13 protein-coding genes are annotated in these 14800 nt (G+C 53.4%); 9 read left to right on the top strand and 4 right to left on the bottom strand.

The window, feature by feature from the left end; genetic code table 11:
- The first annotated feature begins 68 nt into the window (after positions 1-68).
- The 3 genes from IMCC21906_RS00995 (at position 69) to IMCC21906_RS00985 (ending at position 3825) form a co-directional block, all read left to right on the top strand.
- A complete protein-coding gene (locus IMCC21906_RS00995; protein ID WP_047010605.1) occupies positions 69-2255 on the top strand; it encodes an FdhF/YdeP family oxidoreductase in 2187 nt (728 codons plus the stop codon).
- Positions 2256-2407: 152 nt separating this feature from the next.
- A complete protein-coding gene (locus IMCC21906_RS00990) occupies positions 2408-2800 on the top strand; it encodes a cytochrome c5 family protein (protein WP_047013019.1) in 393 nt (130 codons plus the stop codon).
- A 128-nt stretch (positions 2801-2928) separates the two neighbouring features.
- Entirely contained in the window at positions 2929-3825 is an 897-nt protein-coding gene (locus IMCC21906_RS00985; protein ID WP_047010604.1) for a trypsin-like peptidase domain-containing protein, read from the top strand.
- Positions 3826-3854: 29 nt separating this feature from the next.
- Here IMCC21906_RS00985 and rep read toward each other — a convergent pair whose 3' ends face one another.
- The 4 genes from rep to IMCC21906_RS00965 form a co-directional block, all read right to left on the bottom strand.
- Positions 3855-5864, bottom strand: coding sequence for a DNA helicase Rep (gene rep / locus IMCC21906_RS00980; RefSeq protein ID WP_047010603.1), 2010 nt, complete (start codon positions 5862-5864; stop codon positions 3855-3857).
- Between the two features lie 415 nt (positions 5865-6279).
- The gene (locus IMCC21906_RS00975; RefSeq protein WP_047010602.1) at positions 6280-6732 is read right to left on the bottom strand and encodes a transposase; all 453 of its coding nucleotides are present in this window, start codon (positions 6730-6732) and stop codon (positions 6280-6282) included.
- Positions 6733-6900: 168 nt separating this feature from the next.
- Positions 6901-8391: a YifB family Mg chelatase-like AAA ATPase gene (locus tag IMCC21906_RS00970; protein WP_047010601.1), complete on the bottom strand. Its 1491-nt coding sequence runs from the start codon at positions 8389-8391 to the stop codon at positions 6901-6903.
- 54 nt (positions 8392-8445) lie between these two features.
- Positions 8446-8715: an accessory factor UbiK family protein gene (locus IMCC21906_RS00965; protein ID WP_047010600.1), complete on the bottom strand. Its 270-nt coding sequence runs from the start codon at positions 8713-8715 to the stop codon at positions 8446-8448.
- A gap of 194 nt (positions 8716-8909) precedes the next feature.
- Here IMCC21906_RS00965 and IMCC21906_RS00960 point away from each other — a divergent pair, with 194 nt between their 5' ends.
- From IMCC21906_RS00960 to IMCC21906_RS00935, 6 genes are all read left to right on the top strand, one after another.
- Positions 8910-9806, top strand: a complete 897-nt coding sequence (locus IMCC21906_RS00960) for an urease accessory protein UreD (protein ID WP_052763290.1) — start codon at positions 8910-8912, stop codon at positions 9804-9806.
- 534 nt (positions 9807-10340) lie between these two features.
- Positions 10341-10643: an urease subunit gamma gene (locus IMCC21906_RS00955; protein WP_047010599.1), complete on the top strand. Its 303-nt coding sequence runs from the start codon at positions 10341-10343 to the stop codon at positions 10641-10643.
- 15 nt (positions 10644-10658) lie between these two features.
- A complete protein-coding gene (locus IMCC21906_RS00950; protein ID WP_047010598.1) occupies positions 10659-10988 on the top strand; it encodes an urease subunit beta in 330 nt (109 codons plus the stop codon).
- Positions 10985-12688 carry an urease subunit alpha gene (ureC, locus tag IMCC21906_RS00945; RefSeq protein WP_047010597.1) on the top strand — a complete coding sequence of 568 codons (1704 nt, stop codon included), beginning with the start codon at positions 10985-10987 and terminating at the stop codon, positions 12686-12688. Before IMCC21906_RS00950 ends, ureC begins: the two co-directional genes overlap by 4 nt.
- Positions 12689-13616: 928 nt before the next feature.
- Complete coding sequence (ureE, locus tag IMCC21906_RS00940) at positions 13617-14117, top strand: urease accessory protein UreE (RefSeq protein WP_047010596.1); 501 nt, start codon at positions 13617-13619, stop codon at positions 14115-14117.
- A complete protein-coding gene (locus tag IMCC21906_RS00935; protein WP_047010595.1) occupies positions 14110-14781 on the top strand; it encodes an urease accessory protein UreF in 672 nt (223 codons plus the stop codon). The genes ureE and IMCC21906_RS00935 overlap by 8 nt, the downstream gene beginning before the upstream one ends.
- Positions 14782-14800: the final 19 nt, after the last annotated feature.

The raw sequence follows: 14800 nt of genomic DNA, 5'->3' as shown, positions 1-14800 counted from the left end.
AACTGTGTGAGTTGACCTAAGGCCCTGCGTTAGAAAAACTGGGGGGGTTAGTTCCGTGGATAAAATACATGAAAATTATTGGTGGCGGTGCAAAGAAGGTTTTATACACACTCAATACAGCACGTAGTATTGGTTTGCTCGACTCAGCCAAGGCGCTAAAGGCAAAAAATGCCTGCAAGGCCTGTGGTTTAGGGATGGGCGGGCAGCACGGTGGGATGACCAACGAGCTGGATGAATTTCCTTCAGTATGCAATAAAAGTATTCAAGCCCAGTCCACTGATATTCAGCCACCCATCCCTAAAGACGTTTTTAAGCATGATTTAGCGGCGTTTCGAGAGTTAAGCGCTAAAGAGTTGGAGCACTTGGGGCGATTGGGTCAGCCAATATACAAAGCCAAGAGCGAAGACCGTTTTCAAGAAGTTGATTGGGATTGGGCGATTGCGCAAGCGGCACAGAAATTTGCGTTAGTAAGCCCCAAGCGGAGTTTCTTTTACAGTTCCGGTCGCTCCTCGAATGAGGCCGGATTTGTATTGCAGTTAATGGCCAGAATGTATGGCACAAATAACATCAGTAACTGCTCATATTATTGTCATCAAGCCACCGGCGAAGCGCTGGGAAATACCATTGGCACCGGGACTTCTACGGTTGAGCTAAATGATATTAAAGGTTGCGACCTGTTCTTTTTGATTGGCGCTAACCCTGCCTCTAATCATCCCCGGTTATTGCATAAACTCATTGAATTGCGGCGTCGGGGCGGCAAGGTGATTGTGATTAACCCTTTGCGAGAAGCGGGTTTGCTACAGTTTGCTGCGCCCAAAATGCTGAGTTCACTGATTAAAGGCGGTGACGAGGTGGCCAGCCTGTATTTGCAGCCCCGCATCGGTAGCGATATATCTCTGTTTAAAGCCATTGCCAAAGCCATACTTGAGCAAGGTGGCGAAGCAAAAACGTTTATTGCTGAACACGGCGATGGCTTTGCTGATTTACACGCCCATATTGAAGCGCAAAGTTGGGATGAGCTTTTACAAAACTGTGGGGTGAGTCGCGCCGAAGTTGATCAGGTAGCAAGCTTCTATATTGCTTCTGAAAATACCATTTTTGCCTGGGGAATGGGCATGACCCATCACCGCCACGGCGTTGATAATATTGAATGGATCAGTAATTTAGCCTTGATGAGAGGCATGGTCGGTAAGCAATACGCGGGCCTGTTGCCATTGCGGGGCCACAGTAATGTGCAAGGTATTGGCACCATTGGGGTGAAACCGGTTTTGCCGGAAGAGGTATTTAAGCGAATAGAGAAATCCTTTGGAGTTAGCTTACCGACGGGCCCAGGCATGCATACGCTTCAATCTCTTGAGGCTGCCCATCGTGGTGAAATTGATGCGGCGTTAATGTTGGGTGGCAATTTGTTTGAAGCCACCCCAGATAGTCGCTGGGCTGCGGAGGCGCTGGATAATATAGGCTTTAAGTTATTTTTGACTACCACACTGAATCGCGGTCATATCACTGGTGTTGATAAAGGCGAAGTCTTGATTTTGCCCGTCTGTGCCCGAGACGAAGAACCTGAGCCAACGACCCAAGAGTCGATGTTTAATTACGTGAGATTGAGCGATGGCGGCATTCAGCGTATCGCCTCCGTTCGCTCGGAGGTGGCCATTTTGGCAGATATTGCTAGCCGTTTGTTGCCGGGCAATGCCATTGATTTCAGAGCCTTTAAAGCCCATCGGCGGGTGCGGGAAGCTATTGCTAAAGTGGTGCCGGGGCTTGAAGAGTTAGCTGATATTGACGTCGCTAAGCAAGAGTTTGTGGTGCGAGGCAAGGTTCTGCATACGCCGCAGTTTAAGACTAAAGACGGTCGAGGACGATTTGTGGTGCCTGAGACCTTGATTGAAGCTGATTCTGGAGAGCGCCCTTTTGTGTTGGCGACGCTGCGCAGCGAGGGGCAGTTTAATTCGATTATTTATGAAGAAAAAGATAGCTACCGCGGCGTTACCCATCGCCAAACGGTATTAATGAACCAGCAGGACGCCGTTGCTATGGGACTGGAAGAAGGCAGTTGGGTGAATCTGCAATCGGATTTTGGTGAAATGAAGGCCGTGCAAGTGCATATATTTGATTTGCCCCGGGGCTGTTTGGCCGCCTATTACCCAGAAGCGAATGTGTTGGCATCTCGCTTGAGTGATCCTCGTAGTCACACGCCGCAATTCAAATCTATCGCGGTTTCGGTGTTTCAAGCCCAACCGGCGGGTCATTAGGCAGAGGGTGGGGCAATGGAAAGTAAGTGGAGTAATGACGGTCATATCGCTATAATGCGCGGCTGGTACTGTGCAGGGGCAGTGGCCTTGCAAGCGGAGAGGACATAAAAGTGAAAAATGTGGTTTTAAAACAAATTGCAGCGGTTGTAGCTATGCTGTGCGTTGCCGTGTCAGCTTGGGCATTGAGTGATTCTCAGCGTGATGAAGTGACGTCACGCATTCAACCGGCCGGTAAAGTGTGTCTGCAGGGCGATAGCAGCTGCGGCGCTGCCACCGCTTCTGCGGGTGGCGGTGAAAAATCAGGTAAAGAAGTGTATGAGGGTAGCTGTCAGGGCTGTCACGCCGTTGGCGCAGGTAATGCTCCCAAATTTGGTGATGCGGCAGCCTGGAGTGATCGCATTGCTCAGGGTAAAGACACGCTTTATACCCATGCGATTGAAGGCTTGAATAACGTCGGCATGATGCCAGCCAAAGGTTTATGCATGAGTTGTTCAGACGACGAAATTAAAGCTGCGGTTGACTATATGGTTGAAAATAGCCAGTAATCATCCAGCGAGCTTTGCCGAGAGCCGCGCTTGTCGCGGCTTTTTTGTGCCTGTCACCAGGCGGATTAAGGTCTAAAATAGATAAATCAGACGTAGAAAACCAATAATAGTATTTCTGGAGAACTTAAATGGTAATAAAAGACCTTGCCGTGTTTGGGCTAGCGGCCTGTGTTGTGAGCTTGATGGCTTGCGGTGGAGATTCGTCAAGTGGTGGTGTTAGTTCCGCTAACGATGGCGGTGAGAGCTCCAGTCGTTTTGAATTTTCCGAGCCGAACAACAACCAAATCCGGCCTGGTGTTTTGGTACAAGCCAGTGGATCTCAATGCACCAGTAATTTTTTATTTGCGCTTAACGACGAGACGGTTTACCTCGGGGTAGCGGCCCACTGCTTCAGCCTCGACACCAATGCCGGGATTGACCCCTGTGAGACGGCTAATCTGGCAATTGGCTTTGATCAGGTCATTGTCGAAAATGCGAGCCAGCCAGCTGAGTTGGCGTATTCCAGTTGGAGTGCCATGCAGCAGGCGGGGGAGCAACCGGGGTCTAATACCTGTCAGTTTAATGATTTCGCGCTGGTGAAATTGCACCCAGATGATATTGCCAATATTCATCCCGCCGTATTTTCTGTGGGTGGTCCTATTTCTTTATTTTCTGGCGTGGCCAGTGTCGGTGATCCTGTGCTGATCTATGGCCGATCTTCTGCCACATTAGATGCGGATCCATTGGTCGTGCGTCAGGGCGAGATTGTTGATGTATTAGGCAATGGCTGGTCTTACGACCTGCTGTTAGATGGGTTGGTGGCACCGGGTGATAGCGGTGGTCCAGTGTTAACCGGTGATGGTCGGGCATTGGCGGTTATCAATACCTTTGGTCTGGTCTTTGGTACCGATAACTTATTGTCGCCTCCGGTTCGGGGAGGGGCCGTGAATCTGGATATGGCATTGCAATACGCCAAAGACAATGGCTTTATTCAGCCCGGTGTATCCTTGCTGACCTGGGCTGATTTTACGCGACCGCTGTTATGAGTTTCAGCAGAAGCAGGTAATCGCAGAGGTCAATCAAACATACTCTTGAGGCTGGCCAAGGTTTGGTCGGCCTTTTTTTGGTTTACAGCGGGGTTGTTGTCACCTCGGCCTTCCCACTCCACATCGTCTTTGGGTAATTCGTCTAAAAAGCGGCTGGGTTCGCAGCTGGTAAATTGCCCAAAGCTTTTACGTTTTGCACAATAGCTCAGTGTTAATACTTTTTGGGCGCGGGTAATGCCAACGTAACAAAGCCGTCGCTCTTCTTCGACCATGCCGTCGTCAATGCTGTTTTGATGGGGGAGTAAACCCTCTTCCATGCCAATCATAAACACATAGGGAAACTCCAAACCCTTTGCGGCGTGCAGCGTCATTAGCTGAACCTGGTCGGGGCTTTCTTGCTCGTCTTCTTGCCGTTCTAATAAATCTCGCAAGACTAAACGGCTGATGGCATTTTCAAAGCCGGCGTTTTCTTCATCGTTTTTCAGGTTTTTTTCCAGTGAGTCAATCAGCGTAGTGACGTTGGCCATGCGTCTTTCTGCCACGGCTACGGATGAACTGTTTTGAATCAGCCAGTCGAGGTAATTAATATCATTGCAAAGCTGACGAATGGCCGTAATGGCGTCATCTTCATAGCAACGGCGACGCAGTTTATCCAGCCATTGGGTAAATTCCTGAAGTCGTTTTAGCGCCGCCTCGGGGAGCTGCTGGGCAAGGCCAAATTCTTCGCAGGCGCTATAAAGACTGATTTCTCTCTCGGTTGCATAACGTCCCAATGATTCCAAGGTGCTGGTGCCGATTTTTCGGCGAGGTACATTGATTATGCGCAGAAAGGCATTGTCATCACTTTGGTTAATGATGAGTCGCAGGTAGGCCATGATGTCTTTAATTTCGTTGCGGCCAAAAAAGGACGTGCCACCACTCAGTTTGTAAGGAATTTGGTGGGCCTGCAGCTTTAGTTCTAGCAATCTTGATTGGTGGTTGCCCCGATAAAGCACCGCGTAGTTACCAAATCGGCCTTGCTGGCTCGCTATTTTATGGCTGAGAATTTCAGTGACGACGCGCTCGCATTCGGCATCTTCGTTGCGACATTTAATGATGCGGATGGGATCACCGTAACCCAGCTCGGACCATAAGGCTTTGTTTAATTCGTGAGGGTTGTTGGCAATCACCACATTGGCCGCTTTGAGTATGCGGGCGGTGGAGCGGTAGTTTTGTTCCAGCATCACCACTTTTAAATGGGGGTAGTCTTTGCCCAGTAACGACAAATTTTCCGGTTTGGCACCACGCCAAGCGTAGATGGATTGGTCGTCATCCCCCACCACGGTTAAGCCTTGGCGGTTGCCAACTAACTGTTTGATCAAGCGGTATTGGGAGGTATTGGTATCCTGATATTCGTCTACCAGCATATAGCGAATTTTCTGCTGCCATTTGTCGAGAATATCCGGCCGGTCATCAAATAACTGGGCCGGCAGCATAATGAGATCATCAAAATCGAGGGCATTATAGGCCTTTAAGGCGTTTTGATAGCGAGCATAAGCTTGGGCGCAGAGCATATCGGCGGGGCTTTCTGCCAGTTGGATGGCATGCTCAGGCAGGATGAAATCATTCTTCCAGTTGGAGATGCGGCTTTGGATTAATTCTGCTTTGTCAGTTTCTCCGCCATGCTCTTGCATGAGCAGGTCGCGAATCAGCGCCTGGGCATCCTGGCTGTCGAAAATAGAAAAGCCCGATTTGTAGTTCAGCGCACGATATTCCTTGCGCAGAATATTCATGCCTAGATTGTGAAAAGTCGATACCGTTAAGCCTTTTGCCGCCTGGCCTTTTACCAACTGCGAGACCCGCTCCTTCATTTCTCTTGCGGCCTTATTGGTAAATGTCACCGCAGCAATATGGCGGGCAGGAATACCACACTTCTCAATGAGATAAGCCATTTTGCGGGTGATCACGCTAGTTTTGCCGCTGCCAGCGCCAGCTAATACCAAAAGTGGTCCATCAATATAGTGAACGGCTTCGCGCTGTCTGTCGTTGAGCTTACTCACGCCTGGGGGGCTTCCGAAATCAAACTGGAGGGGCGGGTATTGTAGCAGCGGCAGCAAAGCGGAAGAACCATTGACGTTGAAAATTCATCAACGGCCATTTCTTGTTCATTGCAGGAGCGAGCACTAACCGCGATAGAACTTCCCTGGATCTGTGCCATCCCGCTTTCGGCCTCCTACAGCCCCATCACCCCGCCTGTAGGAGCGGGCGCCGACCGCGATAGAATTGACCTCGATCCATGCCAACCCCTTCGGCCTCAGCGCAGCCTCCTACAGCCCCCTCACCCCGCCTGTAGGAGCGGGCGCCGACCGCGATAGAATTGACCTCGATCCATGCCAACCCCTTCGGCCTCAGCGCGGTCTCCTACATGTTGCCCCCCCCTGTGTGGGAGCGGGCGCTGACCGCGACGACAAAGGTCTAAAAGTACACGGCATCCCAAAGTGGGTAATGGCCAATTTCTTTCACCAAACCGGCTCGCAGTGGGTTGGCAATGATATAACGAGCACAGGCTTGAATATCTTCATCTCGCCGCAGGGCGTGGTCATGAAACCCCGATTGCCAGAGTTTGCCTGTGCGCCCAATAAGTCGATTACATTGGCGGGCAGCATGGGTTTTGACGAATTGTACGGTTTGGGACAAATTCGACTTATCCTCTAAGGCCATCAACCAATGTAGATGATCAGGCATGACCACAAAGGCCAGAGTGGACGCGTACTGAGCGTCTCGTAGAGCGTTAACCACACAGCGTCCGACCCATAAATTGCTAAAGTAATGGCGCCGATGCTCGGTGCAGGTGGTAATTAAATAGATTTGTCCGGGGAAGGAGCGGCGGCCCTGGCGGAGATTTTTGCTGTGGGCTTGATATGTCATTTGCTCGCCTTCCTTGGTTCACACAATGTTGTAGGCCACCTTCGGTGGGTTTTAGTAGAGCGTTGACTGCGCTCAATTTATGCTATCCCGCTTTCGGCCTCGGCGTGGCCGCCTACACATCGACTCCCCGCTTTGTAAGATCGGGCGCTGACCGAGACTTGCAGGGGGTTAGAAGTCGCCCCTATAAGCAATGGCCTCTTGTAGGTGGGGCAGCGTGATTTTCGGTTCACTGGCGAGGTCGGCAATGGTTCGGGCAATTTTGATAATGCGATGGTGGGCCCGGGCACTTAAGCCCAAACGCTGCTCAGCTTTTACCATTAGCTCTTTGCATTGCTGGCCAAGTACGCAGTGCTGACGCACTTCGGTTGCGCTTAAATTGGCATTGCAGTCGCCGCTGCGTATTAGCTGTAGTGCTCTTGCGGCGCAAACCCGCTCTCGCACCATGGCGCTGCTTTCGCCAGCTGAGAGGGACTGCAATACGCCTGGTGGTAGTCGAGGCACGGTGATGCGCAGATCGATACGGTCTAGTAAAGGCCCGGAGATTTTTTGCCGATACCGTTGTATTTGGTCCGGGGTACAGCGGCAGTCTTGAGTGGGGTCACCGTCGTAGCCACAGGGGCAGGGGTTCATCGCTGCGACGAGTTGGAATCTTGCAGGAAACGTCAGCTGTTGCGCAGCGCGGGAAATCATCACCTCGCCAGACTCCAAAGGTTCTCGTAGCACTTCTAGTACTTTGCGTGGGTATTCGGGCAGCTCATCTAAAAATAAAATGCCGCCGTGCGCCAAGCTAATTTCGCCGGGTCGCGGCTGACTGCCGCCGCCAACCAACGCTACCGCAGAGGCGGTGTGGTGGGGCGCCCGAAAGGGGCGGTGTAGGTTTAATGGCTTGCCTGCAATGGACTGCACAATAGCGATATCCCGTTCTTCCTGCTCATTTAAGGGCGGCAAAATACCGGCCAGTCGATTGGCCAGCAGCGTTTTGCCGGTTCCGGGAGGGCCGCTTAGCAACAGGCTGTGGCCTCCAGCGGCGGCAATTTCCAGTGCGCGTTTGGCGGTTTGCTGGCCCAATACATCGCTAAGATCGGGGTAGTCGATGGTTTTGGTTGTGCCTGTGCCGGGAGGCGCATCGGAGCCAAAGGGCAGACTGCTCTGTCCTTGTAGGTGTGCGACAACGTCAAGTAGGGATTGAGCTTCTCGGAGGTGCTGGCTATCGACAATGGCGGCCAAGCCTGCGTTGCTGGCGGGGAGGATGAGCACCTTGTTAACGTGGTGGGTCTGCACGGCGGCGGGTAGCGCGGCATCTACGGCGCGCAACTCGCCACTGAGTCCCAGTTCACCAATAAATTCGTAACCATCAACAGCCTTGACGGGAATTTGAGCTGACGCCAGCAAAATGCCAATGGCAATGGGCAGGTCAAAGCGGCCACCTTCTTTGGGCAGGTCTGCTGGGGCCAGGTTGACGGTGATGCGGCTGACGGGAAAGTCAAAACGGGAGTTAATGAGTGCGGAGCGCACCCGGTCGCGGCTTTCTCTGACCGTGGCCTCTGGCAAGCCGACAATATGGAAGGCCGGTAAGCCCGATGAGAGGTGGACTTCTACCGTAACCAATGGCGCTTTAACGCCGAGCTTGGCTCGGCTAAAAACAGTGGCGAGGGGCATAGACTCATCCTTGAGTTTTGGCCGTGGCGAATTTTTAGTGTGGTGTAGCAGGCCTTAGTCGGCGCTTTTGTTGTTTTCCAAGGCTTCCAGTTGGCGGCTTAGTTCGGCCAGCTGCACTTCCATGGCCTCCAGCTTGGCGCGGGTTCGGTTGAGTACGGCCAGCTGAGCATCAAACTCATCTCTGGAGACGATATCCATTTTGCGTAATCTGCTTTGCAGCAGTACTTTAATCTTTTCCTCAATATCTTGCTGAATGTCTGGGCCGTCTTTAATGATGCGGTTTGCCTGTTCGGCAAGCTGACTAAAAAAATCGGGTTTACTCATAAATCCACTAACTCAATGCTTTGGTGGTAGGGGCTGTATCTTGGTTCTAAGTGTAGCGCAAAAGCAGCAAGGCATTTACTGTTGTATTCTTTTTAGAGCAGCCAGTTCAATTTTGCTGGTATAGATATTGCTTTTTCGCCGCTATAGTTTGGGGGCATATTGCTTCTGGATGACAATGAAAAGAAGGATTTTACTTGAACATTCCCTATGCAGTCGTCGCCGATGTGGCTGGCCAGCAGTCAGACAAGATTGCCCGGTCTTGGTCAGCAGCTATTGAGCTGGAGCTGCTAAAGGGGCCTGGACGAACTGATATTCGTCATGTCTTGCATAAAGGGCCACTGCGTATTCAGCGACCCTTTTATCCCGAAGGTGAGTGTTGCCATGTGTATTTATTGCACCCCCCTGGCGGCATGGTGCCAGGAGATGAATTGCAGGTGGCTATCGATCTGGGCACTGGCGCCGAAGCTTTGTTAACCACACCTTCGGCGGGCAAGGCCTATAAAAGCGACAAACAGAAAACGGCCCAGCTCCAAGGCATTACCGCGCATATTAGCAGCGATGCTTGTCTGGAATGGCTGCCCCAAGAAACCATTATTTTTGACGGTGCTGAAGCTGAATTGCGCAATGATTTTCACCTCAGCGGTAATGCAAAATTACTGGCTTGGGATATCGTGGTACTGGGTCGTCGGGCCAGTGGTGAGTCATTTGACGCAGGGCGTTGCCTGCAAAGATTTACTATCCTGCGCGATGGCCGACCTTTGCTGAACGAGCGCACCCTATGGGAAGGCGGTAGCGATATGCTTCGCGCGAATTGGGGAATGGCGAATCGCTGGGTGAGCGGCAGCCTGTTTGCCACGCTTGAGGCCGACCGGGCCACCTTGGACGTATTGCGAGAGGGTTTGGCGGCGCAGCCTTATTTTGACAAATGCCAGGCTGAGTGGGGTTTGTCTCAACGTCGAGATGTGTTTATGGCCCGCTATCTTGGCAACTCGCCGGAGCATTGTCGCAAAGGCTTTGAATATTTATGGGGGCAGTTGCGGCCGTTGTTGAATGGTCGCGAAGCCTGTCGACCGAGAATTTGGAATACCTAAGGCCTGGCCTGTGGGGTGTTGATCCATCGCGGTCGGCGCCCGCTCCTACGGGATTAGAGGCAATGCCGGGTTTGTAGGAGGCCGCGCTGAGGCCGAAAGAGGTTTGCACGGATCGAGGTCGATTCTGTCGCGGTCGGCGCCCGCTCCTACAGGTGGGGTGATGAGTTTGTAGGAGGCCGCGCTGAGGCCGAAAGAGGTTTGCGCGGATCGAGGTCTCGCGGTCGGTGCCCGCTCCTACAGGGTTAGAGGTAATGCCGGGTTTGTAGGAGGCCGCGCCGAGGCCGATGGGTTTTGGTGAAGAATATCGTGGTCGGCGCCCGCTCCTACGGGATTAGAGGCAATGCCGAGTTTGTAGGAGGCCGCGCTGAGGCCGATGGGTTTTGGTGAAGAATGTCGCGGTCGGCGCCCGCTCCTACGGGATTAGAGGCAATGCCGAGTTTGTAGGAGGCCGCGCTGAGGCCGATGGGTTTTGGTGAAGAATATCGTGGTCGGTGCTGGCTACTATGACGAAGACAACAAAATGGAAGCACAACGATGGAATTAAGTCCCAGAGACAAAGATAAGTTGCTGATTTTTACGGCAGCCTTGTTAGCCGAACGGCGCAAGGCTAAGGGTTTAAAATTGAACTACCCGGAAGCCATTGCCTTGATCACTGCCGAGGTGATGGAAGGTGCCCGTGAAGGCAAAAGCGTGGCGCAAATGATGAGCGCAGGCAAGCAGGTGCTCGGGCGGGAGGATGTGATGGACGGTGTGGCAGAGATGATTCATGAGGTGCAGGTCGAGGCTACCTTTCCCGACGGCACCAAGCTGGTCACCGTCCACAACCCCATTGTTTAAAGGGAGATAAACACCATGATTCCCGGAGAAGTTGACGTTGCCAAGGGCGAGATAGAACTTAATGTCGGTCGGCAAACCCTTATTGTTGAGGTGACTAACAGTGGTGACCGGCCTATTCAGGTGGGGTCGCATTATCATTTTTATGAAACCAATTTAGCACTGCAGTTTGATCGCGAGGCCGCCAAAGGTTTTCGTTTGAATATTGCCGCAGGTACAGCCGTGCGGTTTGAGCCCGGCCAAAGTCGTGAGGTAGAGCTGGTGGCGCTAAGCGGCGAGCGCCGAATTTACGGTTTTCGCGGCGATGTGATGGGGCCGTTGGATGGTCAGGCTGGAGGTAAATCATGAGCAAAATAGACCGCCGCGCCTACGCGGATATGTATGGCCCAACTGTGGGCGATCGGGTCCGCCTGGGCGACACGGCGCTATGGATTGAGGTGGAGAAGGACTTTACTACCTACGGCGAAGAAGTGAAGTTTGGCGGTGGCAAAGTGATTCGCGACGGCATGGGGCAAGGCCAGCTGGGCAGTGCCCATACCCCAGATACGGTGATTACCAATGCCTTGATCTTGGATCACTGGGGCGTCGTCAAGGCCGACGTAGCCATCAAAGCGGGGCGTATCACGGCGATTGGCAAGGCCGGTAATCCGGATATTCAGCCGGATGTGACCATTATTATTGGCCCCGGTACCGAGGTGATCGCCGGTGAAGGGCAAATCCTGACGGCCGGTGCCATTGACGCCCATATTCATTTTATTTGTCCCCAGCAGATTGAAGAGGCCTTGATGAGCGGTGTGACCACCATGATTGGTGGTGGCACTGGTCCGGCCACGGGTACCAATGCCACCACCTGTACACCGGGACCGTGGCATATTGGCAAAATGTTGCAGGCCGCTGAAAGTTTTCCCATGAACCTGGGCTTTTTGGGTAAAGGTAATGCCAGTCTTCCCGAATCGCTGGAAGAGCAGGTTAAAGCGGGGGTGATGGGGCTTAAGCTTCATGAGGACTGGGGTACGACGCCAGCGTCCATCGACTGTTGCTTGAGTGTGGCCGAAAAGTACGACGTGCAGGTCGCGATTCATACTGACACCTTGAATGAATCTGGCTTTGTAGAGGACACGTTGGCGGCGTTTAAAGGGCGCACTATTCACACCTACCATACCGAGGGTGCCGGGGGTGGTCATGCGCCAGATATCATCAAGGCTTGTGGTAGCGCCAATGTTTTACCGTCATCCACCAATCCCACCCGCCCTTATACTATCAACACCGTGGACGAACACTTGGATATGTTGATGGTCTGCCACCATCTTGATCCCAATATTCCTGAGGATGTGGCCTTTGCCGACTCGCGGATTCGTAAAGAGACCATTGCTGCAGAGGATATTCTCCACGACCTCGGTGCTTTCTCAATGATCTCGTCAGATTCTCAAGCCATGGGGCGGGTGGGTGAAGTGGTTTGCCGGACGTGGCAAACCGCCCACAAAATGAAAGTGCAACGGGGACCGCTGCCTGAAGATTCGGCGTACAGCGATAATTTTCGCGCCCGGCGCTATATTGCCAAATACACCATTAACCCGGCGATTACCCAGGGTCTGGCTCATGAAGTCGGCTCGATTGAAGTGGGGAAATTAGCGGACTTGGTACTGTGGAAGCCGATGTTCTTTGGCATAAAACCATCAATGATTATCAAGGGCGGTATGATTGCCGCCGCGCCGATGGGTGACCCCAATGCCTCCATTCCCACCCCGCAGCCGGTGCATTACCGGCCGATGTTTGGTGCCTTTGGTAAAGCCTGTACGGCTACCTCGGTGAGCTTTGTCAGCCAGGCGGCGCTGGCGTCGAATTTGGCTGAAACGCTGGGTTTACAGCGGCCGCTGGTCGCCGTTAAAAATTGCCGCAATATTACTAAAGCCGACATGGTCCTCAACGATTATCAGCCGGTAATGGAAGTGGATACCAATACCTATGAAGTGAAAGCAGACGGTGTGGTGCTCACCTGCGAACCCGCAACCGAGTTGCCATTAGCGCAGCGTTATTGCTTGTTTTAATGTTGGGGAGAACGTCGCGGTCAGCGCCCGCTCCTACAGGGGAGGGTGATGGGTTTGTAGGAGGCCGCGCTGAGGCCGAAAGAGATTTGCACGGATCGAGGACGATTCTGTCGCGGTCGGCGCCCGCTCCTACAAGGCGGGGTGATGGGTTTGTAGGAGGCCGCGCCGAGGCCGAAGGGGTTGGCAGGGCTTGAGGTAAATTCTGTCGCGGTCAGCGCCCGCTCCTACAGGCGGCGTGATGGGGTTGCAGGAGGCCGCGCCGAGGCTGAAGGGGTTTGTATGGATCGAGGTCGATTCTGTCGCGGTCGGCGCCCGCTCCTACAGGGTGAGGTAATGGGTTTGTAGGAGGCCGCGCCGAGGCCGAAGGGGTAGGCAGGGATTGAGGTCGATTCTGTCGCGGTCGGCGCCCGCTCCTACAGGTGGGGTGATGGGTTTGTAGGAGGCCGCGCCGAGGCCGAAGGGGTTGGCATGGATTGAGGTCGATTCTGTCGCGGTCGGCGCCCGCTCCTACAAGGCGGGGTGATGGGTTTGTAGGAGGCCGCGCCGAGGCCGAAGGGGTTGGCAGGGCTTGAGGTAAATTCTGTCGCGGTCGGCGCCCGCTCCTACAGGTGGGGTAATGGGTTTGTAGGAGGCCGCGCTGAGGCCGAAAGAGGTTTGCACGGATTGAGGTCGATTCTGTCGCGGTCGGCGCCCGCTCCTACAGGGCGGAGTGATGGGCTTGTAGGAGGCCGCGCCGAGGCCGAAGGGGTTGGCAGGGGTTGAAGTCGCTTCTGTCGCGGTCGGCGCCCGCTCCTACAGGGCGGGGTGAAGGGTTTGTAGGAGGCCGCGCTGAGGCCGAAAGAGATTTGCACGAATCGCGGTCGGTGCCCGCTCCCTCCAGTAAGTAAGGTGGCGGGAAAAATGAAATGGATCAGGATGAATAAGATATATGCTCGAATGCTTTGAACACCACAGGGGCGCAGAAACTCAGCTGGAGTTGCAATTAGTGCTCTGTTATCAAGAGCGTCAGCGCAGTCGCTTTCGTGCCAAAACCCTATGCGGCAAGGACGTGGGTTGGTTTGTGGAGCGTGGCGAGGTGTTGGCCCAGGGCGACGTACTGGTTGCCAGTACGGGCGAAAAAATCGCGATATTGGCGGCAGATGAGACAGTCAGTGAAGTGAAATCAGCGGATGCTTTGCTGTTGGCCCGGGCGGCTTACCATTTAGGTAATCGCCATGTGCCTCTGCAGATCATGGCTGGTGAGCTTCGCTACCAACACGACCATGTACTGGACGATATGCTTAAAGGCTTGGGGCTGCAGGTTGTGGTGACCGAGAAGCCTTTTCACCCTGAAAATGGTGCTTATCATAGCCATGATGGCGGCGCTGAGCATCGCCACAGTCACGGTCATGATTCTCACGATCATCATCACGGACACGCCCATGGCTAGTGCGCCGTTGCTTCACTTATTGCATCTGGTCAGTCCGGCGTTGCCTGTGGGGGCCTACGCCTATTCCCAGGGTTTGGAATTTGCCGTTGAGCAACATTGGGTCTCGTCCTTGGCTGAGGCCGAAGACTGGATTGGTTCGGTGTTGAGTCATAGCGTGGGTGGCTTGGATTTGCCGGTATTGCAACGTTTGTATCGGGCTTTTAGCAATGGCGATTTGGCTCAGGCTGAATACTGGAACGATTATCTGCAGGCATCTCGGGAATCCCATGAGCTGCTATTGGAAGATAGGCAAATGGGTGAAGCGCTGCAGCGTTTGCTGCTGTCATTAAATTTGGATATTGCCGCCCGTTGGCCTGAAGCAAGCACGCCCAGCTTTGCCACTGCCTTTGCCATGGCGGCCTGTTATTGGCAGTTGACCGAGGCCGATGCCATGCAGGGCTTTGCTTGGAGCTGGTTAGAAAACCAAGTTGCTGCGGCCATTAAATTAGTGCCGCTGGGGCAGACCGACGGCCAGCGTTTGTTGCTGAGATTAATGCCTCTGCTTGAGCAAACAGTAATAAATGCAAAACAACGCGAGGACGATGAGTTAGGTGTGGGTTTGCCCCGCTTGGCGGTTGCCTCGGCACAACATGAAACGCAGTACTCGCGGCTGTTTCGTTCATAAACGCGAATAAGGAGTTTAC

The sequence above is a fragment of the Spongiibacter sp. IMCC21906 genome, assembly GCF_001010805.1.
Taxonomy (GTDB): Bacteria; Pseudomonadota; Gammaproteobacteria; order Pseudomonadales; family Spongiibacteraceae; genus Spongiibacter.
Note: the sequence above shows the minus strand (reverse complement) of the source record. Positions and strands in the feature narration are given on the sequence as shown.

What these genes read in the sequence shown, in the direction of transcription:
- IMCC21906_RS00995 (WP_047010605.1), top strand. Translation starts at nt 69, where the DNA reads ATGAAAATTATTGGTGGCGGTGCAAAGAAGGTTTTATACACACTCAAT.
- IMCC21906_RS00990 (WP_047013019.1), top strand. Translation starts at nt 2,408, where the DNA reads ATGCTGTGCGTTGCCGTGTCAGCTTGGGCATTGAGTGATTCTCAGCGT.
- IMCC21906_RS00985 (WP_047010604.1), top strand. Translation starts at nt 2,929, where the DNA reads ATGGTAATAAAAGACCTTGCCGTGTTTGGGCTAGCGGCCTGTGTTGTG.
- IMCC21906_RS00975 (WP_047010602.1), bottom strand. Translation starts at nt 6,732, where the DNA reads ATGACATATCAAGCCCACAGCAAAAATCTCCGCCAGGGCCGCCGCTCC.
- IMCC21906_RS00970 (WP_047010601.1), bottom strand. Translation starts at nt 8,391, where the DNA reads ATGCCCCTCGCCACTGTTTTTAGCCGAGCCAAGCTCGGCGTTAAAGCG.
- IMCC21906_RS00965 (WP_047010600.1), bottom strand. Translation starts at nt 8,715, where the DNA reads ATGAGTAAACCCGATTTTTTTAGTCAGCTTGCCGAACAGGCAAACCGC.
- IMCC21906_RS00955 (WP_047010599.1), top strand. Translation starts at nt 10,341, where the DNA reads ATGGAATTAAGTCCCAGAGACAAAGATAAGTTGCTGATTTTTACGGCA.
- IMCC21906_RS00950 (WP_047010598.1), top strand. Translation starts at nt 10,659, where the DNA reads ATGATTCCCGGAGAAGTTGACGTTGCCAAGGGCGAGATAGAACTTAAT.
- ureC (WP_047010597.1), top strand. Translation starts at nt 10,985, where the DNA reads ATGAGCAAAATAGACCGCCGCGCCTACGCGGATATGTATGGCCCAACT.
- ureE (WP_047010596.1), top strand. Translation starts at nt 13,617, where the DNA reads ATGCTCGAATGCTTTGAACACCACAGGGGCGCAGAAACTCAGCTGGAG.
- IMCC21906_RS00935 (WP_047010595.1), top strand. Translation starts at nt 14,110, where the DNA reads ATGGCTAGTGCGCCGTTGCTTCACTTATTGCATCTGGTCAGTCCGGCG.